This window comes from Streptomyces sp. NBC_00271, assembly GCF_036178845.1.
Classification (GTDB): domain Bacteria; phylum Actinomycetota; class Actinomycetes; order Streptomycetales; family Streptomycetaceae; genus Streptomyces.
In genome coordinates this window covers 69162-93606 of record NZ_CP108071.1, presented here as the reverse complement: position 1 = coordinate 93606, position 24445 = coordinate 69162, and the positions used below count along the sequence as shown (strand labels likewise).

Genomic DNA, 24445 nt, shown 5'->3' with positions numbered 1-24445 from the left:
GAGCCACGTGGCCGGGACGGTGGAAGAGACGCAGGAGGAGGAACGGCGAAGCAAGGCGAAGAGGACGGCGAAAGGGAACCGCGCCGCGGCAGGCAAGATCGGGGCCGAGCGGGAAGGCGGTTCTGCGTCCTCGCTCCGTGAGACGCGCGGCCCTGCCCGTGGCTGGCACGGCGCCGGCGGCGGGCGAGTGGGCTACATGGACTCGCCGACGATGTGGCGTGCCACCACGGTGCAGGCATGCGGCCTGTGGCCCTTCGCCGCCGGGTCGGGGGCGCCCATGACCGGTGTGCCGCTCGGGCAGCATCTCTTCACGGGGGCGACCGTGTGCGGTGACCCCTTGTCCTGGTTCACCCGCGCCCGTTACATATCGAACCCGTCGCTCTTCATGCTGGGCATGCCGGGACTGGGCAAGTCCACCCTGGTCAATCGCATGCTCATCGGACTGTCCGCCACAGGAGTGGTGCCACTCGTACTCGGTGACCTCAAGCCCGACTACGCGGACACCGTCCGGGCCCTCGGCGGCCAGGTCATCTCGATCGGGCGCGGAGTCGGCGGCATCAACGTCCTGGACCCGGGAGCGATGGGGGCCGCGGCCGTGCGGATCGGCGGTGAGGCGGGACAGGCACTGGCAGCAGAGGCTCATGGGCGCGTGCTCAACATGGTCGCCGCGCTGGTCACCATCGTGCGGGGGCGGCCGATGGACGACCACGAACTGTCAGTGCTCTCCGCCTGTCTGCACCATCTGCGGGAGCGGACACCGGGCGATCGGACCCTTCTTCTGCCCGACCTTCTCAGAGTGCTCAACGAGGGTCCCGACCGAGTGCGCGCCGTGACCCTGGACCGCGGCGACGACACCCGGTACCGGGATGCGGTGGACCCGTTGCACCGTTCTCTGCTGGGCATCCTGGACGGACCACTCGGCGGCACCTTCGCCTCGAAGACCTCGACACGCATCGACCCCAACGCGCCGGCCGTCTGCATCGACATTTCACGGATCGGTGAGGCCGACACCCAGCTCACCGCTGCCGCGATGCTCGCCGCCTGGTCGGACGGACTGGGCACCGTCGCGGCCTCGCATGCCCTCGCTGACGCCGGACTTGCCCCACGGCGCTGGTTCTTCACCGTGCTCGACGAGCTCTGGCGTCCCCTGCGGGCTGCTTCCGGCATCGTCGATCGCATCGATGCACTCACCCGCCTCAATCGTTCCCTTGGCCTGGGAGACGCCAAGATCACGCACACCCTGAAGGACGCCGAGGCGCTCGGTACGGATTCGGATCGAGCCAAGGCGCGGGGCTTCGTCGAGAGAGCCGGGATGGTGGTGTGCGCGGGTCTTCCGCGGGCTGAGATGGAGGAACTCGGCAAGGTGGTGGGGCTGTCCCGCCGAGAGATCGAGCTCGTCTCCTCCTGGTCGTCACCCCCCGGCTGGGCGAGTGCGGGTGTCAACGAGGAACCCCCGGGACGCGGGCGATTCCTCATCAAGGTCGGTGGACGCCCCGGTATCCCGATCAAGGTCGCCATCACCGACACCGAACGGATGCTGCACGACACCAACACTCGGTGGACGCCCAACGAGTACGTCGGCGAGGCGGAGGCCGAACACGGCGCAACACCACGGATCGGCTGGCCGGACGATCGCGGTCCCACGGAACGCGACCGGACCGCCGACCCGGCCGGTGCCTCGGGGCGGTGGGCCGGGTGAGGGGCAGGCCGGGCAGTGACCTCGCCGCGTGGGCGATCGTGGCTGTCGCCGCCTTCAATCTGGTGCTGTGTGCAGTGGTATGGCTCGGCGGTACGTTGGGCGCCGCGGCGACGGGCGCCGGCTGGAATCCGCCGCCCTTCGCCATGTCGACCTTCGTTTCCCTGGTCACGGACGGGGCCGGCGGGCTCTGGACCGGCGCCAGCCCCTACGCCGTATACGCGGGCGCGGCTGCGCTGTTCATCTTCTTGGCTGTCTCGCTCGTTCTGGTGAGCACCCGGGTGCCGGGCGCGATCAACCGGACCAACGGCTTGGCCGGACGGCGGGAGCTCGCGGCCCTGGGGCCGGCGGGAATCACAGCCCGAGCGCGCGAGTTGCGCCCCTCGCTCAAGGGCATCGCCGAGCCGGAACCGGACGAGACAGGCAACCTGCTCGGTGACCTGGAGCCCTCCGGGCCCGAACTGCGTTCCTCCTTCGAAGACGTCGAACTCGATCTGATGGCGCCGCGGGCCGGAAAATCGACAGGAATCGCCATCCCGAGAGTGTTGCGTGCACGCGGCTGCGTGCTCCTGACCTCCAACAAGTCCGATGTGTATGCCGTCACCCGGGCCCAGCGAGCCGAGATCGGCACCGTGTGGACTTTCGACCCGCAAGGAATAGCCCACGCGCCTCGCGCGATGTGGTGGGACATGCTCGCCGAGTGCCACACGATCGAGGGCGCTCGCAGATTGGCCGGGCACTTCGTCGCGTCTGTGAACGATGACGCTTCGAAGAAGGATTTCTGGATTTCAGCTGCACAAAACACTCTGACCGCGCTCTTTCTCGCCGCCGCTCGCGGTGGTTCCTCGGTGGTCGACCTGCTCGCATGGCTTGCTGATCCGTCCGACCGCACCCCGGTGGACCTGCTGCGGGACGTAGGAATGACCGCGCTGGCCGAACAGCTGCAGGGAACCGTACGCGGAGCGGTGGAGACTCGCGACGGCATCTATGAGACGGCCCGGCAGTGCGTTGCCTGCCTCCTGGACCCGGAGATCCTTGCGTGGGTGACCCGCGACCCCGATCTTCCGCAGTTCCGTCCCGAACAGCATGTGCTCGGCCGGGACACCCTGTACTTGCTTTCCAAAGACGGCGGTGGGTCTGCGGCCGGTGTGATCGCCGGCCTCGCGGATGCCGCGATGCGTGCCGGAGTGGTCGCGGCGGAGCGACTCGGAGGGCGGCTGGATCCCCCGATGACGGCTGTCCTCGACGAGGCGGCAAACGTTTGTCGCATCTCTGATCTGCCCGACCTGTACAGCCACTTCGGATCCCGCGGGATCAATGTGGTCACGCTGCTCCAGAGCTACCGTCAGGGAGCCCGCGTCTGGGGAGACGCCGGTATGGACGCCCTCTGGAGCGCCGCCACGATCAAGCTGCTCGGCGCAGGGCTCGACGACGCGGACTTTGTTGAGAAGATCTCAAAATTGGTCGGCCAGCACGACGTCAGTACGGTCAGTTATTCAAGAAGTAGAGATGGCTCCTCGCGCTCAATTTCTTATCGGCAGGAAAACGTGCTTCCGCCGGACAAAATACGGGCCCTGCCGAAGGGCACTGCCCTGCTCCTCGCCACGGGTGTGAGGCCGGCCCTGATCCGTCTTCGTCCTTGGTACAAGGAGCCGAACGCGGGTCAGATTTCAGCGGCTGCGAAGGCCGAGACGGAAGCGATCAGCAGGCGGGCAGCGCAGGCATGGTCCAGGACGAACTCACCGGTGACAGAGGAGGATATTCCATGGGAATCGGTCGTACAGAGCCCATAGGAAACAAAAGTGATGAGTGCACAGCGTTTCTACGGTGGCGGTTGGCGCACATCATGGAAAGCAGGCCGGACTCGTGTGTCTGGTACACGGCGGCTGTAGGGTCAGCTCCGGGCAGGACCGCTCGGCCCGAGCCGGCCAGTGCACATCGGTAAGACGGTGTCCTACGCGGTTCAGGGTGAACTTTCCTGTCCGGGGCGCGTTGGTAAGCGTGGAGCCCTTTCCGCACGGATCGGCGGAGGCTACGGGCAATCGGTGAAGTCCGGGGCATAGCGCCAGGACGGATCACGATCACGCAGCTGGACAAGCGTCCCAGCCACCTCTGCCGACTCCTTGAAGCAGCACCCACGTCCGCAGGAGTCGACCATGGTTCACACACTGATTGTCGGAGCAGGTCCAACCGGCTTGGTCACAGCGATGCTGCTGGCCACGGAAGGACACCGTGTCACCGTGGTCGACCAGGACGCCGGAGCGCCCGCCGACGGCCCGCACGGCGTCTGGGAGAAGTGGAAGCGGCCTGGGGTCCGCCAGTTCGCCGCCGCGCATATCCTCGCCCCAGCCGGCTACCGCATCCTGCAGCGGGAACTACCCGAAACCCTGTCGGAGTTCCGTTCATGGGGGGGACGCTGCCACAACATGATCGCCGACGCGCTCAGCCTCATACCCGGTGGCACGGACGTACCTGATGACGAACGGTTCGACACCGTTGCGGCACGCCGACCGGTGCTGGAGGCCGCTCTGCTGGCCGTGACGGAACGCACCACGGGCATCACACTGCGGCGAGGCGTCCGCGCAGTGGAGCTACTGGCCGCAGACGCACCCGGAGGGCGCGGCGTGCGGGTGACCGGAATCGTGCTGGACCACGGCGAACGTCTCACGGCCGACCTGGTTGTGGAGGCATCCGGCCGGAGCGGGTTCGCGGCCTCGTTGTTCTCCGACGCCATGAGTGCCTGGCCGGGCGGGGCAGACCGGGGATTCCGCTACTACACACGGCACTTCCGTTCCACCGACGGCAACCTCCCCGGCCCGGCGCCCTGGCCCCTCCACCACCACGACAGCGTTTCAGTCATCGTCGTCCCGGGCGACAATGGCACCTGGTCGATGACCCTGGTCACGTCCGGTACGGACCAGGAACTCAGAGGTCTCGGCCGAAGCGATGCCTGGCAGCGGGTCGCCGCCTTGTACCCCGCCCTCGCGCCATGGGCCGAGGGCATGCCGATCGGCGGCGTCGTCGCAATGGGAGGCATCCACAGCGTGCGCCGCCAACTCGTTGACGCCGCACGGCCGCTGGTGACGGGGTTGGTCGCGCTCGGGGACGCATGGGCCACCACCAATCCGCAGTTCGGTCTCGGCATAACCCTCGGCATCACACACGCAACCCACCTGCGTGACGTGTTACGCGAGGAAGGTGTCGGCAGCCCCGCCGAACTGGCGTTGCGTTTCCACGCTGTCACTGAACGGAATCTGGGCCCCGTCTGGGCGGCGCTGGCCGACTGGGAGGTGCATCGGCAGGCGGAAATCGACGCCGACATGCGGGGCAAGGTCTACCGCAGTGGCAACACCGCTTGGAACCAGCATGTCGCCGGCCGGTCCGCCTGCCTCCGGGATGCCGACGTCATGCGCGCGATGGCCGAGATCGGCTTCCTGCTGTCCGACTCGCAGGAGTCCATGGGGAAGCCGGGTCTCGCAACCCGTTTCGCAGAACTGAGGGCAGACGCTCCTCGCTACGTCGGAGGCCCCAACCGCCGCGAACTGCTCGATGCCGTCAACGGCCTGTCGCCGAGGACGTCATAGCCGCCTTGCGCCGTTGCGCCGTCCAGTAACAATGCCTCGAGCAGGACGAAGTCACTGTCACCGACCTTCGGCCGCTTGGCCGGCCCCGAAGGGGCGCAGGGCCTGCCGCCCTCCCTCGCGCCAGGACCGGCGTCACCGTTCCACCGACCGGACGCTGACCCGCAGTTCTTTCGCGATCACCGTGTTCTTCTCAGCCCGCGCAAAGCCATCGACGGCCGGCATGCGCACCCGCTACCGCGCGGACTGGCGGTATGGTCGGCCAGGCGCCGGCACCGGCTCCGGTGCAGGCACGGTCGGCGAGGAGGGGGACGCCCTGGCGTTCGCAGAACGCCACCGGAGAGAAGGTGCTTTCGAGGAAGGTCGTCAACGGTGAAGACGAGATCCTGGCCCTGATCGTCGCAGCGTGCGAGATGGCCGACGAAGTGCGATGGGCGGTGGACATCTGCGGCCGGGCCTCAACGTTGCTGCTTGCATTGTTGATCGCCAACGGCCAAAGCGTGGTGTACGTGCCTGGACGCACGGTCAACCGAATGTCCGGCGCCTACCGCGGCGAAGGGAAGACCGACGCCAAGGACGCCCTGGTCATCGCCGACACCGCGCGCATGCGCCGGGACTTCACACTCCTGAGCCTGCCGAACGAGACCGTGGCTGATCTCCAGTTGCTCACCGCGCATCGAGCCGATCTGATCGCCGACCGGGTGCGACTGATCAACCGCCTGCGCGATGCCCTGGTAGGCATTTGCCCCGCTCTGGAGCGGGCCTTCGACTACTCAGCGGCCAGGGGCCGGTCGTCATGCTGACCGAGTACCAGACCCCGGCCGCCCTGCAGCGAGCCGGTGCCGAACGACTCGCGGACTGGCTGGCACGACGTGCGGTCCGCAGTGCAGCCGATGTCGCCGCCCGCGCGCTCGAAGCAGCCCGATCCCAGGTAACCGCTCTGCCGGGCGAAAAGCGAGCCGCCAAACTCGTGTGCGACCTCGCCCACCAGCTCCTCATGCTCGACGAATGGATCAAAGACACCGACCGGGAGATCCGCGAAGCCTTCCGCCTCGACGAGCGCGCCGAAGTCATCGAATCACTCCCTGGCATGGGCCCCATCCTCGGGGCCGAGTTCCTCGCCATCGTCGGAGACCTGTCCAGCTACGCAGACGCCGGCCGCCTGGCCGCCCACGCGGGACTGGCCCCGGTGTCACGCGACTCCGGCCGCCGGACCGGCAACCACCACCGACCCAAGCGCTACCACCGCCGCCTGCGACACGTCTTCTACATGGCCGCCCAAACCGCCATGATGCGCCCAGACCCCTCCCGGGACTACTACCTCAAGAAACGCGCCGAAGGACTGATCCACACCCAGGCACTGCTCGCCCTCGCACGCCGCCGAATCGACGTCCTATGGGCCATGCTCCGTGACAAGAGGCACTTCACGACCACCCCACCAGCCACCCAATCGGCTTGACACCATCATTGAGACTCACTCGACGAGTGCATGGGGCAGGTCGAGTGCGGCAGGCCAGGGAATCAACGTGGCTCCTGTGCCGTCGAGTTGAGACATCGAACACCTCTCTCGACAGCGCAGGAGCCTCGTGCGTCGCGGGAACCTGCCTCGTCACCCGCCGGCGGCCACTGTGAAAAAGCTCAGTGAGACCTTGTCACCGGCTCACGCACCTTTCGTAGCTGGAGTCGCCGGTGATGTCATCGCAGGTGAACGAATTGTGCGGGCCGGAGACGGTTCCGGTCTTGTTCTCATTGCCCCACTGGTCGGCCGTTCCGCCGCAACCGACGTGGAGGGAGTATTCCTCGTGCTGTGGTAGTTCGGTCCACCAGTCGGCCGACGCCCCGTCTCCGATGCCCCTCCACGCGGCGAAGCGCGAGTCCGCGCCATGTGCTGCCTGGACCCAGACGCCCACGACAGGGCCGCCCGATTGGCACGTCACCTGGCCGGTGATGCCGAGGCGGCTGATGGGTTGCCGCGCGGGTGGCGGTGCCTGCGTGGCCGGTGTGGCGGGCGGAGGCACAGGGCCGAACGTCTCGTGCGGATTCGGGTCCGGCTTCGGCGTGGCCGTGCTCTGCGTCGGAACGAGGAAGCCGTTGTCCTCGATGCCAGTGATCAAGCGCGTGAACTCCCAGCTGCTCTGCTCGGTACCGCTGCAGTTCTCATTCGTGTCAATTCTGTCCTGCCCGCACTTCCAGTCCCGGTTGAGGGACCAAAAGGCCAGCTGCTGAACCTTCTTGGACGTGGCGAAGCTCACCAGCTTCTCGGCATCCTCTACGGTGAAGACTTCGGAGCGAGTGTCATTGACCCCGACCATGGGGGTGATGCCTTCGATGGCCCACAACTGACTGTCCGTCTTGGACGACCAGATCTCGTGGAGGTCGCTGTGGAGGGCATTTGCCGCGTCGATCGCGGCTCCGCCCATGTCGTCCACCTTGCGGCCGTAATCCATCGCCATGATATTGACAAGGTTGACGTCGAGGCCGTTGCTCTCGGCATTCCTCAGGAGCAATTTACCAGCATCGGTCAGACCGTCCGGCGCCACCGGCAGGGTGTAGTTGACGCCCAGCTCTTTGCCTGCCGCCCTGTACTCCTGCTGCAACTGGGCGAGGGCCTTGTTACGGCGATCGTTGGCGGCCTGGTCGTTGAGTTCCTTGCCCTCTACGTCCAGATCGATTCGGCTGAGTTTCAGCGTGTCAATTGCCGTCCTGTATTGAGCCTTCGCCGAATCGACCGACGGACAGGAAACTGCCAGATCGTGTCCCCCCTCGCCGCCGAAAGATGCCATGACGTCACCACCCGCGGCGCGGGTGGCATTGATGGCCGAAATCCAGCCGGAATCGTTCAACTCGGTCTCGCCGTTCAGCTTTGCGCGACAACCACCAGCGTCGACGATGAAGGCCAGGTTGAAATACTTCAGTCGGGCATCATGGCGTGCCTGCTCGAGAATGGACGGAGAATCCCACGATTGGACAAACGGAGCTGCGTAATGATCGGGAAACCCTGATCCGGACTTTGCGCTTGTCGAGAATCCACTGAACACCGATGAACTACTGCCATCGACTCCTATGCTGTTGCCGGTGTGCCGCTCATCCTTCGTATGAGCGCCACGGGGACTCTTGTCCTCCGCGCGGCTGCCGCAGCCCGATAGCACCGCAACGCAGAGTGCTGAGACGACTGCGATGGGAACAGTGATCTTAAATCTCATACGACTCACTTCCAGCGAGGGCTTCTGCTGATCCGGTCTCACCACACGTACGACGGCCGGTATGCAGCCACGGATCAATGGCGAACCCAAAACGCTGGCAGGTCCCCGTCCAGTGCCAGCCATCTCGAACTGAACCGACATGGGTGTCCAGCACGTTGGGAAATACGGGCCACCGGGTCCGCGGTCGAGGTGGCGGCAGAGCAGATATGGAGTGCGGGAGTGACAGCGTGGTGGATCTGATGAAACGCGGCGTACCGGTCGTACCGGTCGCGCCGCATGGCGGTCCGTGCGATCACGGCCCTTGCACCACTGCGGACCTGCTGGCCGTGGAACGCCTGGCCGACCCGCGCTGCTGTGCCGGCCACCACCCGGAGGCAGCGCATACGCCGGGGCGCCCCGCACATCGCCCGCCTGACGTATGCGAGCCTGTTGTGCTCCGAGCCGCTCCGACTGAACCAGGGTGATGGTGTCGCGCAGGCCGATGGGCAGCGACATGCCATGACCGTTGTGCCACCGGGTGTCGCTGCTCCCGCATCAGTCCAGGGTGCGCATGACAGCGGTGATGGCCGATTCGAGGAACTTCCGCCCGGCTTGCGCTGCACCCATGACGCGCAGCCCTTGTATGAAGGTGGTGAAAAGGCGCGCCAGTTCGACTGGGTCCTTGTCCGCTGTGAGTTCGCCACTTGCCTTGGCGCGTTCCAGTGCTTCGGCGATGGTCGATTCGACAAGCCCGAGCATGGTCGGGACCGGTCCACCCGTCCCCAAGGTCTGCTGACCGGCAAGAAGGCCATCGTGATCCCCACCTCCGGCAGCGACTTCAACAACCTCGCCTTCGCCGCGATGGACTTCCACGCCCCCTACCTGCGCAGCGCGCTCGCATTCGTCGGCATCACCGACGTGGAGATCATCTCGGTCAACGGGATGGCCTCTCCCCGGCTCGAGGAAGCGATCGAGAAGGGCACGCAGGCAATCGAGGCATCTCTCGCGGTCTGACCAGCGGTGAGTCCGTCCGGCCAGCGCTGTGACGCATAGGTTCGTCGGGTTCGGGCTGCGGCTTCGAGGGGGCGTCCGCCCCAGCGGATGCCCTTCCCGCTTCGGATGCGGGCGCGTTCCTTGCGCTCGGCGGCGGCCAGGACGTCGCGGCTCTTGTGGCTGGCCGGGCAGGACGCCCCGTCTGATGCGGTGAGCGAGTTCACGGACGCGTAGTGGGAAAGACCGAACCCCTCATGCCCGGCAACGGCAACCCGGGCGGGCAGTGGGTGGATCACCGCAGGGTGACCGGCGGGATGCTGTTCCGGCCCCGACTCCAGTCGTGGCAACCACGCCTACCTGCGGCGGCGCGGGATCGAGGCCACCATTGCGCGGCGCGATGGCCCGTGGGCCCACCGCAGGCGTCGGGGACGAGCCGGTGGTCGGCCCCCGGCCTTCGACTACCGGGCACGCCACTGGGGGTGATGGCGGGCCCGTCGTTGCCGGCACCCGCCCTCTGACCGTCGGGGGTGACGCCGAACCGGGTGCGATACCCCTGTGACGACGCGCACCCCGCCATCGCCGGACCGCGTCGTCGCCGGGCCGCCCGTATGCGTGGATCAGACGAGCCTCGTATGCTGTTTTCTCTGCTGGTCGGGAATTCTAGGTGCCGCGTACTCGTAATTATAAGGGTTGGATTGCGGGACGATACCGCTGCTGCCCGAAGGCCGTATACGTGCCGCGACACTCGTCCTGACCGTGGCGGGAATCTGTATGGAAGGCGTGAAGGCGCTTTTGATCATGGGGTTCGCGTGAATGCCGATTTCGTATACCTTATCTGGCAGGTCCGGCAGAGGTGATCGAGTTCGACCAGCCCAGTCTCCGATACGCTCTTGCCTGTCGAGGAAGTCTTTTGCTTGTCCGGGAGTCCACTTCCGTTCCCGTACATCATTTATGACAGTGGCGATTCCACGGGGTGTATAACTCCAATTTCCATCGCTTTTGATGTGCTGGCGGTGCACAATTTCTCCTCCCCTGACGACTACGTAAGCGGCATCGGCGCACTTTTTTTGGTTCACCAGCCCGGCAAGACGAGGTACTGCAGGATAAAGATTGTCGTGGACTTCTAGATCGACCCATCGGCCGTAACCTTTTTCGGAGCGCGCAGCAAAATAACGATCAACGATTCCCTGGCGGCTGATATTGTCATTCACGGCAACGAATGCCACCTCGACCCGATAGCCTTGCCGCTTCAAAGCCTCCATCCGCTCGTCAACCCCTGGGCACGGAGAAAAATGCAAAACAAAGCTCGCTCGGCTATAAACCGCATGGTTGAAGAGCATGCCCGACCACTGATCTACGTCGGGGTCGCACGCCTGCGTCGCGTGAATGTCGTCTTTCCCGGCAAACGATTCGTAGCTAGGGTGGTAGACGTAAAGGTCGTCTCCGTCAAGTGACGAGAGCTTGGGATAGCCGAGGTTCGTCAGCAAGGGGCCCTCGACGCTGCTCTTCCCTGACCCGGGCTGCCCTATGATAAATAATGCCATAGGCTGCCGGTTAGAGGTGCTGCGTGCCAGGCCGTCCCGATAAGCAGGAAAAATTCGGTGTTTGAAAATTCCTTCTATCTGGTCGGACGGCAGACGCGTCCGTGGCGGTTCGACCGGGAACCTGGGAACCGCTCGATGCCCCCGGAAAGCGTCCTGATTCCCCGTTGAGGCTTCTCGCCTGTGCGAAAACATCGCGCTTAACCCTTCCTCGATTGCGATAGATGCATCACTGATCACTACGGGCGCCACACCCGCATGGTTCTCCCTCGCCAGGACTTGCATGGCTGGGGCGAGATGCGGTAACCCGGGCCGGCAGATCGCCCTGCTCGGCCTTGAGGTTGTCGGGCCTGGTGCGGCGGCCTCGTTGAGGAAGTGCCCGCGGGCGCGGACGGCCTTGCGGATGCGGGCGTGGTCGCTCTCGATCGAGTTCGTGCTGCAGATGACCTTGCGTATGCCGACGTCGAAGGAGAGGAAGGGCACCAACTCGGACCAGGCGTACGACCAGAGGACATCTCGGGCTGGTTCCGTGCGGTCTGCCAGCGTGGTCTTGGGGACGATGATTCGGTAGATCTCTCGTGCAACGTACCGTTTGAGTCCTCTGAGTCAAGTCAGCTGGCTTTGAGGCGTTGGGTGGCGGGGTGGTTGCAGAAGGCGGCCATGCGGGCTTCGCCGAGTCGGGCAGCCGCCTGCGGGGTGGGGTAGTCGGTCAGGAAGTTCAGGGCGATGTCGGAGACAAGCGAGCAGAACAGGTTCCTGGGCCCAGGCCAGTGCTGTTCGAGCAGGGCGCCGAGCTGGTTGCCGGCGGCCGTGCGTGCGCGAACGTGGTCGTCGCGCAGGCGCACGAGGGCTTGGAGTTCTCGCAGGCCGCTGTCGACAGGCACGAGGCGGCGCAGGCGGTGGCCGTCGGTTCGCAGGTAGTCGGCGAGTTTGTAGCTGTCACCAGGATCGGACTTGGCGCCGGAGGCGCCCCATCGAGGCCGGGCGGCGTGGAAGGCGGTGGGGTGCACGGGGACGACCGGGTGTCCGGCCTCGAGCAAGCGGTCGACGACCAGCCCACTGGAACGTTCGATGATGACGGGCAGTTCGGCCGGGGTGCCGTGGCTGGCCAGCCGGGCCAAAGCAGTCTCAAAGTCGTCTTCGCTGTGCTGGAAGGCCCAATGGTCGATCACGATGCCGCGGTCGTCAATGACGGTTGAAGCGCCCCGGCTCGAATGGAGACTCGATTTCGTGAAAGGATCGAGTCATGGCACGACCTTCCCGTTACCCGCTTGAGCTCCGCCGTCGTGCGGTGCGCATGGTCGCCGAGGTAGGCGACGACTACCCGAACGAGACGGCCGCCCTGCAGGCGGTGGCCGAGAAGCTCGGCATCGGCTCGCGCGAGACGCTGCGGAACTGGGTGAAGCAGCACGCGATCGACGCGGGGACACGTCCGGGGACGACGACGGAGGAGTCCGCCCAGCTCAAGGCGTTGAAGAAGGAGAACGCCGAACTCAAGCGGGCCAACGAGATCCTGAAGGCCGCGGCGAGTTTCTTCGCGGCCGAGCTCGACCGGCCACACACACGCTCGTAGCGTTCATCGACGAGCACCGGGACCGCTTCGGCGGCGTCGAGCCGATCTGCAGGACGCTCACCGAGCACGACTGCAGGATCGCCCCTTCCACCTACTACGCCCACCACAAACGTCGGAGCACGCCCTCGGCCAGGACCGTGCGGGATGCCGAACTGAAGCAACAGATCAGCCAGGTCTTCGAGGCCAACTACCACGTCTACGGGGCGAGGAAGATCTGGCGTGAGCTGAACCGGCAGGGCCGCCGCGTGGCCCGCTGCACCGTCGAACGCCTGATGCGCGAACTCGGCATCGCTGGGGCGGTCCGTGGTAAACGCGTGATCACCACGCTGCCCGGCGGGCAGGCCGAACGGGCGCCGGACCTGCTGGACCGGGACTTCGTCGCTGCCGCCCCGAACCGCTGCTGGGTCGCGGACTTCACCCACGTGAAGACCTGGGCCGGTGTCGTCTACGTCGCCTTCGTCGTGGACACGTTCTCCCGCCGGATCGTCGGCTGGTCCGCGGCCACCGCGAAGGAAACGGTCTTCGTCCTGGACGCCCTTGAGATGGCCGTGTGGCAACGTGACCGCGACCAACACCCAGTTCAGCCAGGCGAGTTGATCCACCACTCGGATGCCGGGTCGCAATATACGAGTTTCCGGCTCGCCGAGCATCTGGACGCCGCCGGCATCGCCGCCTCGATCGGATCGGTCGGCGACGCCTACGACAATGCCCTGATGGAGAGCACGATCGGCCTGTACAAGACCGAGCTGATCAAGCCCCAACGGCCCTGGAAGTCGCTCTCCCAGGTCGAGTTGGCCACCGCAGAGTGGGTCGACTGGTACAACCACCGCCGACTCCACGGTGAGATAGGGCACGTTCCGCCCGTTGAGTACGAAGCCAACCACTACATGGAAGCCACGAAACCCCAGGTCACAACCATAATCTGAGATCTCTATCGAACCCGGGGCGATTCAGGTCACGTCATGGCTGGCGCTGGCCCAGTCCCATCCGACGAACATCAATCCCAGCCCTTCTGTCGGAGTTGGCGGTTGACTCCGCAGGTGGCGAGACCCAGCTGCCGGTTCCTCATTGTTCGGCCCTCGGTCAGGCATGTCCTTGACGCCGGTCTGGGGCCCCGGTGTGTCAGGGGCGGCAAAACTCAAACTGGCCGTCGAGCGCGGCACGGCAACGAGGCCGTCCCCCAACACCCACCGAGGGAGTCACGACCCGTGGATTGGGCCGCACCATCAATACTTCCCCAATGAGGCAACGGATGATCTCGCGGCGCGTCTTGCCCTCGGCGAGGCGTCGGCGCATGTAGTCCTGGGTGCGGTTTTCCCAGCGTAGGCGACTGAGAATGATCCGGAAGAGGGCGGCATTGGCCTGGCGGTCGCCGCCTCGGTTGAGCCTGCGGCGCTGGGTCTTACCGGAGGATGCCTCGACCGGGCTGGTGCCGCAAAAGGCGGCGAAGGATGCCTCGTCGCCGGGCCGCGGTCCGTCCACCCCTGCGGGAGCCACACCGTCACGCCGTCACCGGCAGTGCAGATGAACACCAGACCGCCGGAACGGCGCACCGCTCGGCACACCCGCAACCGGCGCCCCGCCAGCGGATGGAACGGATGCGTGACCAGCAAGGTGTCGCTGTCGGCCTGCCGGACTGGGTGCCGGGGCTCGCCCTCACGGGCAGGCCCTGGCCGTGGCTCCCCGGTAGCTCGTCACCACCGGAAGCCGATGCGTCTTTCGCGTTACCCGGCACTGGTCCCGCGCCGACCGATCACGGCGGCCCCGGGCTGTTTGCAGCCGGACTCGGATTGACCGGCAGCGACGCCCGGGTATGACTCACACCGGTACACCTGGGCTGTGGATCCCGGCGCTCACCCGACTCGACAGCCGGGCCTGGTTGTGCTTGCCGAACCGGCGGATGGTGCTCCCTGCCGCGTCATGAAGCGGTCTCAGTCGCTGCCTGCGATCGTCCGCCGGACAGCAGCCGCGCGGTGCTCTGCCTGATATTGCTCAAATGCTCGTGCGCGGTGGCACCTGGGCACTCGGTGGGTATCCAGTCTCGATGACCAGCCAGCGTGGTGATCCGCTTCCGCCTGCCGTCGAGGGGGTTGCGGTACGTGATTGCAGCACGAGGGTCCAAATCGTGCTTCCGTGCCACGGACGCGACGAGTTGGGTGAGCGAGCGGCTCATGGCCGGCGTCTGCGTTTCTGTCCGGAAATCACCGAGCAGCGCGATGCCGAGATTTCCCGAGTTGAATCCTGCGGTGTGGAAGGCGGTGACCACATTTCCGTTCCGGTCATGTGCCGGAACACCGTCCTTACCCGACCAACGGCCCTCGTAAATACGACCGACTCGGTCGATAAGGAAATGATAACCGATGTCTCCCCACTTGTTACCGGTAGTATGGAGCTCGTAGATGGCACGCACCGTAGCAGCCGGGTCTCGGTCGTTGTTCGCTGTCACGGTGTGATGGACGGTGACTGCTTGCAACGGGAAGAAGCGGGTCGGGGATGACTCCCTTCCATCGGGCTCGAACCGCTTACTCTCATTGGCTCCCCAGTCGGCACGCGTGAGGTAGTTGGCCGGCGGGAAATCAAGCCCTGACTTTGTTGGAGGTGCTGACTGCTGTGGGCTTTCTCGAGGACCCGCGATGGCCAGCCCCGGCAATATTCCAGCATCGATTGCGACCGCGTTGACGAGGTGCACATCGGAGGCTGCATCGATCTGATACCCAAAGCTGTCGTGTCCCGATACAATTGCCCGGAAAGTATTCTCTGCCCTTGCTGCAGAGTCTACGGCGTCTTTGCCGCAGGGGCAGCCCGGACGGACAGCCTCCCAAGCGCCAGTGGCGCCAGACTTGTCATAGAAGCGGATTCGGATGCCGCGTTGCGCTCCGGTCCAGCTTATGCCCACCGCTGTGATGGGGAAGTTGGTCCGCTGCGGTGATCCGGTGGGCGAGGAACTCTGCAGCACCTGCGTCTTCGGCCTGGCCTGGGTGACACGTTTTTGCTTCGGATTCGCATCATTGGGTGAGGCACCGGTCGGTGAGCTTCCACAGGCGACAACAATGGGCGTGAGGAGCGCCCCGCCGAGTGTGTAGAGCACGCGTCGACGTGAAGCTGTGGACGGGGGGGCGGGGGCGGAAGGCGAGATGTGATACGAGCGCAATTCCGACATCATGCTCCTCGTGGCGACTCTGAAGGACGGTACGAGGAGCACTACGAAGGGGGTACATGGCCGGTTCACCAGGCCCTGCGCGGGCTCTCGGCGTTCCGGGAATCACTGTCGACCGCCTCCGGTCGCCGCCCGAGCCTGCTCAAGTCGGCGGATGTTGTCTCGCACCGTCCGGGCAGCAGGGTGATTTTCTGCCTCCAGGATCACCGCAGACGCCTGCCAGGCCTCCTTGGCTCCGATGCTGTTTCCCCGGGCACACTCCGTGTCGCCGATGTGCGCGAGGGTGTCAGCTTCCAAAATGCGATCACCGAGGGCACGGTACAGGTCCAAGGCGCGTCGATAGCAGGCAATTGCCTGTGCGTGGTTGCCGAGATGGTGGTGAGCGTAGCCGAGGCTGTCGTGTGCAGCGGCCGCGCCATTCGGGTCGCCGGTCTCCTGATGCAGGAGGATGGCTTGTGAGCAGTGATCGAGCGCCTGCTCATATTGTTCGAGAAGGATGTGAGTCCAGCCAGTTTCGTTGAGCACGCTACCTTGTCCGCTTCGATTGCCGGCTGTCTTGTAAAGGGCGCTCGCTTCCCGGTAATGATGAAGGGCATAGTGATGTTCGCCTTGTCGATTTGCTTGGAAAGCCATATAGCGTAGCGTCCGGGCCAGGCCGAGGTCATCCTGAAGCTCGGCATAAAGAATTCGAGCTACCTCGAGGTGCTGCCGGGCCTCTTGTGGCCGGTCCAGCCGCACACACGCAAAGCCCAGGCCTCGGCGAGCGTGCGCCTCCCCGATGAGGTCTCCCGCGCGTTGGGCGGCGATTAGCGCCGTCTGGTGGACTACGAGCGAGTCGTGCCAATGCCCCAGACGATCGAGGAACAGCTCCATGAGGAATGCCAACTGCCAGGCGCGGCGCGGAAACGGGCCGTTGCACGCGCGGGCTACCGCCGCGCAAAGTGTGCGACGTTCTGTACGCAGCCAGTGGAGCGCTTGCTTCCGCTCGGTGAACCGTTCGGGTTTCGTTCCGGGCTGGGGCGGAGGCAGGGGAATCGTCTCTCGATGCGGACTGAGGAGGGAGGAAACCTCGAGCATGCTGTGCAGCAGATGATCGAGCAACCGGCGTTCGGCCCGGAGCTTTTCACTCGGAGTGTCATGTTTCAGGGCCAGTTCCGCGGCGTAACTGCGCAACAGGTCATGAAAGACGTAGCGGCCCGGAGTGATCTCCATGAGCAGATTCGCACGTGCCAGATTCGCGAGCAGCACCCGGGCCGTGTGGGGAGTGATGCCGGCGAGACTGGCCGCCATCGGTACGGCGATATCAGGTGCGGGGATCAGCCGCAGCAGCCGGAACATGCGAGCGGCGTCGGGGGAGAGTGCGTCGTACGACCAGGAGAACACGGAGCGTGCATCGGTCGAGGGATCAGTTGCCGAGAATACGTTCAGGCTGCCTTGGCTGTCCCTCAGGTCTGCCGAGATCGCAGACAGAGGGAAATGAGGGTACATGGAAGCACGGGCGGCCACGATCGCCAGTGCGAGGGGGAGCCGACCGCAGAGTCGGACGATGTCGTCTGCGGCGCGGGAGTCCGCTGTGACACGGGCGACTCCGACTCGACGGATGAGCACCTCCTTTGCTTCTGAGGGAGGCATGAGACCCAGGGCGAGCGGATGGGCGCCACTACGGGCCACGAGTCCCTGCAGTTGCGAACGACTAGTGACGAGGACAAGGCAGGAGGGTGTCCCTGGCAGGAGTTGGCGTACCTGCTCAGTGTCACGTGCGTTGTCGAGGACGATCAGCACTCGTCGGTCCGCCAGCAGGCTTCGGTACAAGGAGACTTGTGCTTGTGGGTCGGCTGGAACCTGGCTCGGCGGCACGCCGAGCGCGTCGAGGAAAAGCCGGATCACGTCTGCGGGATCGAGAGGGGTGCCTTGGGCATCGAACCCGCGCAGGTTGACGAAAAGCGTGCCATCAGGAAAGTGACGGACTATCCGGTGGGCCCAGTGAACGGCGAGAGCAGTCTTACCGATACCGGCCATACCGCTGATAACGACAGTCGCCGGGCGATGGCTGTCTGACAAGAGCGCCTCGACCCGGCCGAGTTCCGTGGCCCTTCCGGCGAACGCGGGCAAGTCGGTGGGAAGGTGGAACGGTCGTACGGTGTGCTGACCTGTGCTCGAGGACCGAGTGGCGCTCATCGCCTCGCCTGCTTCTTCGATCGGCGCCGCGGCCCTACTGTGGGCGGACTCCGCGTCCGAAGGGCCAGCGTTGCCCTTGTGCGTCCTCGTAAGTGCTGCACCCGACGGCGACAGGGCTGCAGCAGGCGTCGACAAGGCGGGATCCGCGGCCAGTATGCGGTCGTGCAGATGCCGCAAGGCCGGGCCGGGATCGATCCCCAGCTCCTCCACCAGGTTGCGACGAGTGGAGTTGAAGACGCCCAAAGCTTCCGCCGTCCGGCCGCAGCGGTGCAGAGCCAACATCAGCAGTTCGCTGAGTCGCTCGCGCATCGGGTGCCGCGAGCGCAGTAACGTCAACTCATTGACCACTGCATCGGGGAGACCGGTGGTGAGGTCGATGGACAGGCGTATTTCCGTCGCGCTCAACCAACGCTGCAGAAGCCGTGCTCGTTCCGTTTCGGCGAACGGGCCGGGTACGCCAACCAGAGATGTGCCGTTCCATCCGCTCAACGCATCATGGAGGAGATGAGCGGCACCGTTGAGGTCGCCGGCGTCGGTCCGTCGCCTGGCCTCCCCGAGTCGGGCCTCGAAGAGCGCAAGATCCAGTGTGAATTCCTCAGGGCACATCCTGTACCCATCAGCCACCGATGCCACCAGTCGCGACGGCTTACCGGGTGCCCGGTCCGGCTCAAGAGCCTTGCGAAGGCGCGATACGTAGGTACGCAGCACGGCAACGGCCCCTGAAGGCTGGGACTCACCCCACACCCCGTTGACGAGCTCGTGGGCGCTGATCGATTGGCCGTGTTTGAGTAGAAGGATCGCGAGAACGGCCCGCTGTTGCGGGGGCCCGAGCGGTACTTCTCCACCTTGGGACCAGGCCTGTACTGGCCCCAGCACTGAAAAACGCACAGTCATCCCCCTGGGTCACTCCGCGGTTTCGCTGGGTTCGATCAAGGATGCCGGCAGCTGCCGCAGCTTGCTGATTACGTGTTTCGGCTGCTGCTTGTGAGGTGCCTTCACGCGGTTTCAAGCTGGACCAAGAGTCGCTCGGCAACCTTGGGGCTGATCATGCCCTTCGTATGGGGCTGGTACCTTTCGCCCGGACGGCGACAAGCTTGAATGCTGCATTCCGCGGATCGCATTGCCATCTCCTGCCGTAACCCGTAGCGATGTCCGAGGTCTCACGAGACGGGCTTCCGGACGGGCGTAGCGGCGACCGCGAGCGTGCCCAAGGGGGGTGGGGGGAACGCTCGCCGATCCGTCGTGTCCACGCTCTGCATGCGCCCTTGGAAATGCTGGGTTCCAACGCCGTTCATCGTATTCGAGAGCTGTGATCAGCCTACAACCGCAACGACGCAACGCGGCTGCTACCGCTGCTGGGCGAGGTTCTTGTCGTGTCCCGGCTCGTCGGCCGATCGCGGGGGCGCCCGCGCGGTGTTCGCGGACCGCGGCTGCGGCCACGACAAGTGCTGGCGGGCGCTCCGGAAGCACGGCATCGAACCAGCGACCGCCGCACGCGCCAGCCCGTGGCCGGAGCGGGTAGTTCGATCGCGGAGCTGTAAGGCATTGCGACCGGCTGTTGAACAGGCCTGCCCGACGCCCGGTGACCGGTCCCATGGTCGTTGCGGCGGCCAACACGGCTTCCAGGGTGGTGTCTCCGAGGCTCCTGGCCGGCGAGGCCTGAGCGAAGAGTGGCGAATCAGGGTGTCTTCGTGGCCGCCGCCACCGCCGGTCCTCGGCCTCCGATTCGAGACCGAGGCGTGAGTCCGTCGCGCGGCCGGGCCCATGAGTCCTGCAATATGGTCGCCGCGTGGCCCGCATGCTACCTGTTTCACCGCAATGATCGGCCATTTCTTCAGTCGCTTGGCTTGCAGGCCCTGGGTAGTGGCTTGACGCGCACGCAGGCGCTCACAACACATCCGCGGTTGTTGAGATGGATCTCCAGACGCTCGGCCAATTGTTCGACGATCGTCATGCCGCGTCCATGCTCGTCGGGGCGGAGACCTGAGTCCGGGTGGGTGGTGTGCGCTCCCGAGTCGGACATGGAGATTTGAAGCAGACCGTCGTCGCCGAGGGTCAGCAGCAGTGTCATTTCCGAGCGCCCGTGCTGGACGGCGTTGGCGCCCAGTTCGCCGACGATGAGTACGGCCACTTCCTGCTCTTCCTCGCCGATCCGCCAGTGGCGTAGGAGATCTGCGGTGAAACGGCGCAATCTCCCCACCAGTTGCGCCTGGGACGGCACCGTCACCACGGCGCGCTCAGGGACCCGGCGAATGTCGAACGCCTCGCTGCCGCTCGTCGGGACATGCAGAGCGCCGGTCACCAGCATGGTCGTCGCCTTCCGTGGAGGGACACACCTCTCACTCAGTACCTACATCAGTTGAACGTTAAACGATATGGGATATTCCTTGCGGATCAGATGTCTTTGTAGCGCCGGATCTCACCGTCGTCATGGCGGCAGAGCCACCCGGTCGGTCGTGTGCCACAAGGCCGCGGCGCGATCCGTTGACCGCGGCAGAGCCTCGCAGGGGTGGAGTGGGACCTGTCGGTCTCGTGAACCGGTCGGGGCCGCTGCGGACCGCCGGGGTGCGGTGTGGGGTTGGTGTCTGCTCCGGCAGCGCTCGCACCGTACGAAAAGTTGCATCAATGATTCAAATTTAGCGACGAATTTCAGCCACAGAGATGTTGATCCAGACAGCGCCGTGCGCCTGCTTGTACGAGGTGCCCAGGGGGACGATCATCAACGCAAAGCGACGGGCTGGCCGAACTGACGTGCCTTGCAGCAGGGAGCGACGACTGTGCGTCGTCCGTGTCCACCGGTGCCGCGCCCTTTGGACGTTCGTCATCGTCGGCTTTGATGGCTTGTTCGTTTCGCCGGCCAGGCTGGGGGCCGGTCGTAGGTGCTGCTTCAGGGGTGCCTTGCCGATCGTGCGGGCTGAAGGCCTGAGGACTCCCCCCACTGCAGCTCAGCAGCGCGTCCTTCCATCTCTCACAGGCCTGGACTTCGCGCGGCGGATCCCGCCTCAGCATCCAGAGCAAATACTCACCGCAGTGGTCGGCTTCGGTGCCACGCTGCCGCGGTCGGCGGCAGTCCGTCGGCGGGGTCCAGTAGTGCAAGGTGGCGCGTGGAAGTCGGCCGCGGACTGCATCGTCGACCATCCCCGGCCCGTCGCTCGCGCTCCAGCAGCGCAAGCGGTTCCGCAAGGACACCGCGCTCATCGTGGAAGGCACCCTGCTCCCCACCCGCGGCCACACCATCGCCGCGCAGTCCAAGCGCTACCGCTACTCCACCAACCACCGGGTCGTCACCGACGCCGACACCCGCCTCGCCGTCGCCGTCGGCCGGCCGGTCACCGGCAACCGCAACGACGGCAAAGCATGGGAGATCTCCGGCACGAAGGACGCCGTCGGCAAGACCACGGTGATCGCGGACGGCGGCGAGGTGCCGTTCGGGGCGTCGCAAGCCGGTGAACCTTCCCGGTCGCAGCACTGGCGGGCTACCGGTCTGGTCGTCCCGCACCGCCGCGAACGCAGCCAGGCCGGACTCCCGGACTGGAAAGAGGCCCACAACCGTTCGCACCGCAGAGTCCGTGCCCGCGTCGAGCACGCCCTCGCCCGGATGAAGACCTGGCAGATCCTCCGCGCCCGCCGCCCGAAAGGCGACGGGGTGCACCCCGCCATGCTCGGCATCACCCGCCTCCACAACCTCACCCTCGCCGGATGAGCGGCAAACAACGCCAGCCAACCACCACGCCGTAGATCATTCGCGGGACAACGCTCAGCACAGTGGCCCCCACCTGGGTGCCAGTCAGCACCACGGGGGCCAGAGCCAGCGTTCGGTATCACGAACAGATCTCACTGCGTCGCAGTTCTGTTACGAGCTGAGACGTCGAGCGGCGACAGCGGTATTCCCTGTTGCTTGCTCGAGGCTCCAGAGAAGTCGGCTCAGGCGGCTTCTTGGTAATTGACGCACTTGCTGCGGATTCCACTGAGTGACGATTGGCTGCTACATGCCCGCCTACTTGAGGCAGGAACAGGTTCCGGACTCGCGGTCCGCGCCGGACATCATGCACGACGAACTCCGCTTTGCCCTTCTGGGACCCGTCAGGGCCTGGCGCCGGGGCATCGAGGTGGACCTCGGATCGCCACAGCAACGAGCCGTGTGGCTGGCGCTGCTTCTCGAAGGGGGACGGCCGGTCACCGTTCACCACTTGGTCGACGCTGTCTGGGGCAACACTCCGCCGGTCGGCGCCGTATCTACTGTCCGCACCTACGTATCACGGTTGCGTAAAGCTCTCGAGCCGGAGCGGACGGTGGGCCGGCCTCCACAGTTGGTGCTGTCCGTCGCCGGCGGCTACGTCCTCCGCACTGCAGGAACAAGCGTCGTGGACATGGCCGAATTCGAGACTCGGGTAAGTGAGGCGATGCTGCTGAAGAGGGCCGGCGAGCTGCAAGCGGCGGCAGGCCGTTTGAGAACGGCTTTGGACGCCTGGCAAGGAACACCCCTGGCAGGAATCCCTGGCCCTCTGGCGGAGGCGGAGCGTGGCCGCCTGGCCGAAAGACGCGTGAGTGTCCACGAGGCACGTGTCGAGCTCGACCTTCGACTCGGCTGTCACGACGACGTTGTGCCGGAGCTCGCAGCCTTGTGCAGTCAGCATCCGCTGAGGGAGCGCCTCCACGCGCTGTTGATGCTGGCCTTATATCGATGCGGGCGACAGGCGGAGGCTTTGGCGACCTACCATGCGGCACGCCGCCTGTTGGTCGAAGAGCTGGGCGTGGAACCTGGTGCTGAGCTGCGTGATATGTATCAACGGCTCCTGGCAGCAGACCCGGCGCTCATGCACACCTCGCGCGCCCACGAAACTGGTGGTGAGGTCTCTGCTCCAGGCCTCGTATCGGGCAGAACACCCGCACGGGCCGTCGGACAAGTCCTCACTCCCACTGCTGACAGGGTCGGGAGACCTGCCATGGATGTGCCTGTCAGCGGACCTGCGCCGGCCATCACCGAACCATGGCGAGAAGACCACCCATTCCCCGAGACTGCCTCGAAGAGCACTGCCACAGCTGATCGGCACTTCTCGGCCGGCCTCTCGGTACGTCCACGCCAGTTGCCGGCCGACCTGTCCGTCTTCACCGGGCGCGTGGCTGAACTAGCCCGTGCAACCTCTCTGGTTCCCGGTCCGCACGAACCTTCCGCAGTGATCACGATCCATGGCATGGCCGGCGTGGGTAAGACCGCGTTTGCGGTCAGGCTGGCCCATACCGTGGCTCACCACTTCCCAGAAGGCCAGCTCTACATGGACCTGCGGAGTTTCGGGCCCGTCGGTACCGCTGTCGAACCATCCGCAGCCATCCGTGCCTTTCTCATCGCTCTCGACATCGCCCCGGAGCAGATTCCGCCGTATGCGGAGGCACAGGCGGCGCTGTATCGCAGTGCCCTGGCGAACAGGAGACTACTTATCGTCCTGGACAATGCCCGGGACAGCGACCACGTGCGTTCTTTGCTGCCTGGTACGCCCGGGTGCATGGTTGTCGTTACCAGTCGGAACCAGCTGATGGGTCTCGTGGCAGCTCATGGCGCTCAGCCGATCGCCCTTGATGTCTTGGATGACGGGGACGCCGACCGCCTTATCATCAACCGCGTTGGCACTGCCCGGACCTCCACCGAGCCCGAAGCGGTGCGAGACATCGTCGAGGCCTGCGCCCGGTGGCCGCTGGCGCTGGCCATCGTGGCCGCTCGTGCTGCCACTCACCCGGCCTTTCCCCTCTCCACCATCGCAGCAGAACTCCACGATGCTCGCGGCAGCTTGGACGCCTTCGAAAGCAGTGACCCCACCATGGACGTTCGGGCCGTGTTTTCATGGTCCTATCAGGTGCTGCCCTGCGCGTCAGCGCAGCTGTTCCGACTTCTCGCTCTTCACCCTGGCTGCAGCATTTCGCTGCAGTCGGCCGCCAGCCTTGCCGGACTTCCGCACCGCGAAGTGCAACCCCTGCTTGCCGAGCTGACGCGCGCTCACCTCATCACTGAATGCGAGCACAGAAGGTATGTCTTTCACGATCTGCTGCACAATTATGCCGCTGAACTCAGTGAGGCGATGGACTCGGCCGAAGTGCGTCCAGCCGCGCTGCTTCGCCTCTTCGATCATTACATGCACACCGCATACAATGCAGCTGTCCTGCTGACCCCGAACGTGCGCGAAATTTTCCTGCCACCGCCCGCTGAGGGCAGCTTCCCACTGCACTTCGATGACACCTCGGACGCTTCGGCGTGGCTTGACCGGGAGCGGGAGATCATACTCGCTGTGATAGAACTCGCGGATGCGGAGAATTCTAAGACGCACAGCTCGCGCTTGGCCCAAATCCTGATAGGGAGCACCCCCTGGGCGTTCATGAGGGGCTGGATGGCCTCGCCGGGCAGACTGATCCGGAAGATGGACCGGCACGCCACGTGACCGCTCCGGGCGTGAACCGTGATTTCCGCGGCTCACGCCCAGACCCAGTCACGCGCCGCACAGCCGATACGCTACGAGAACACCGTCCAAGCGACTGCACCACTGTAAACACG

At 65.4% G+C, this 24445-nt stretch carries 13 protein-coding genes and 5 pseudogenes; 8 read left to right on the top strand and 10 right to left on the bottom strand.

From position 1 onward, the window contains the following. Positions 1–196 precede the first annotated feature (196 nt). The 4 genes and pseudogenes from OG798_RS55205 to OG798_RS55190 all read left to right on the top strand — a co-directional run bounded on the left by OG798_RS55205 (position 197) and on the right by OG798_RS55190 (position 6736). A complete protein-coding gene (locus tag OG798_RS55205; RefSeq protein ID WP_328760581.1) occupies positions 197–1699 on the top strand; it encodes an ATP/GTP-binding protein in 1503 nt (500 codons plus the stop codon). 38 nt (positions 1700–1737) lie between these two features. Further along, the gene (locus OG798_RS55200; RefSeq protein ID WP_328760358.1) at positions 1738–3489 is read left to right on the top strand and encodes a type IV secretory system conjugative DNA transfer family protein; all 1752 of its coding nucleotides are present in this window, start codon (positions 1738–1740) and stop codon (positions 3487–3489) included. 363 nt (positions 3490–3852) lie between these two features. Next, positions 3853–5280, top strand: coding sequence for an FAD-dependent oxidoreductase (locus tag OG798_RS55195; RefSeq protein WP_328760355.1), 1428 nt, complete (start codon positions 3853–3855; stop codon positions 5278–5280). Positions 5281–5531: 251 nt separating this feature from the next. Beyond that, positions 5532–6736: pseudogene (locus tag OG798_RS55190) on the top strand (IS110 family transposase). 193 nt (positions 6737–6929) lie between these two features. Here the strand turns inward: OG798_RS55190 and OG798_RS55185 are convergent. Both OG798_RS55185 and OG798_RS55180 read right to left on the bottom strand, forming a co-directional pair. Next, the gene (locus OG798_RS55185; RefSeq protein ID WP_328760353.1) at positions 6930–8315 is read right to left on the bottom strand and encodes a chitinase; all 1386 of its coding nucleotides are present in this window, start codon (positions 8313–8315) and stop codon (positions 6930–6932) included. Between the two features lie 699 nt (positions 8316–9014). After that, positions 9015–9218, bottom strand: a complete 204-nt coding sequence (locus OG798_RS55180) for a hypothetical protein (RefSeq protein WP_328760597.1) — start codon at positions 9216–9218, stop codon at positions 9015–9017. Positions 9219–9248: 30 nt separating this feature from the next. On the opposite strand from OG798_RS55180, the gene OG798_RS55175 reads away from it, so the two are divergent. Further along, a complete protein-coding gene (locus OG798_RS55175) occupies positions 9249–9473 on the top strand; it encodes an NAD(P)H-dependent oxidoreductase (RefSeq protein ID WP_328760579.1) in 225 nt (74 codons plus the stop codon). Between the two features lie 53 nt (positions 9474–9526). On the opposite strand, the pseudogene OG798_RS57030 reads toward OG798_RS55175, so the two are convergent. The 4 genes and pseudogenes from OG798_RS57030 to OG798_RS55160 form a co-directional block, all read right to left on the bottom strand. Continuing rightward, a pseudogene (locus OG798_RS57030) lies at positions 9527–9622 on the bottom strand (integrase); the annotation flags it as partial. 447 nt (positions 9623–10069) lie between these two features. Continuing rightward, positions 10070–11188: a zeta toxin family protein gene (locus tag OG798_RS55170; RefSeq protein WP_328760578.1), complete on the bottom strand. Its 1119-nt coding sequence runs from the start codon at positions 11186–11188 to the stop codon at positions 10070–10072. 159 nt (positions 11189–11347) lie between these two features. Beyond that, positions 11348–11503: pseudogene (locus OG798_RS55165) on the bottom strand (transposase); the annotation flags it as partial. A gap of 101 nt (positions 11504–11604) precedes the next feature. Continuing rightward, a complete protein-coding gene (locus OG798_RS55160) occupies positions 11605–12183 on the bottom strand; it encodes an IS110 family transposase (RefSeq protein WP_328760577.1) in 579 nt (192 codons plus the stop codon). Between the two features lie 56 nt (positions 12184–12239). On the opposite strand from OG798_RS55160, the gene OG798_RS55155 reads away from it, so the two are divergent. Further along, positions 12240–13492 (top strand): IS3 family transposase gene (locus tag OG798_RS55155; protein WP_328760352.1). Its coding sequence is split into 2 segments (ribosomal slippage): positions 12240–12522 and positions 12522–13492, totalling 1254 coding nucleotides; the frame shifts between segments, so codons are not numbered across the junction. Positions 13493–13808: 316 nt separating this feature from the next. On the opposite strand, the pseudogene OG798_RS55150 reads toward OG798_RS55155, so the two are convergent. The 4 genes and pseudogenes from OG798_RS55150 to OG798_RS55135 all read right to left on the bottom strand — a co-directional run. Further along, a pseudogene (locus tag OG798_RS55150) lies at positions 13809–14030 on the bottom strand (transposase); the annotation flags it as partial. 454 nt (positions 14031–14484) lie between these two features. Continuing rightward, positions 14485–15654, bottom strand: coding sequence for a peptidoglycan recognition protein family protein (locus tag OG798_RS55145; protein ID WP_328760351.1), 1170 nt, complete (start codon positions 15652–15654; stop codon positions 14485–14487). A gap of 174 nt (positions 15655–15828) precedes the next feature. Then, positions 15829–18795 carry an AfsR/SARP family transcriptional regulator gene (locus OG798_RS55140; protein WP_328760349.1) on the bottom strand — a complete coding sequence of 989 codons (2967 nt, stop codon included), beginning with the start codon at positions 18793–18795 and terminating at the stop codon, positions 15829–15831. Between the two features lie 940 nt (positions 18796–19735). Next, a complete protein-coding gene (locus OG798_RS55135) occupies positions 19736–20209 on the bottom strand; it encodes an ATP-binding protein (RefSeq protein WP_328760347.1) in 474 nt (157 codons plus the stop codon). Between the two features lie 791 nt (positions 20210–21000). Between OG798_RS55135 and OG798_RS55130 the strand changes: the two are divergent. Then, a pseudogene (locus OG798_RS55130) lies at positions 21001–21604 on the top strand (transposase); the annotation flags it as partial. Between the two features lie 286 nt (positions 21605–21890). Beyond that, positions 21891–24332 carry an AfsR/SARP family transcriptional regulator gene (locus OG798_RS55125; RefSeq protein WP_328760346.1) on the top strand — a complete coding sequence of 814 codons (2442 nt, stop codon included), beginning with the start codon at positions 21891–21893 and terminating at the stop codon, positions 24330–24332. Positions 24333–24445 lie beyond the last annotated feature (113 nt).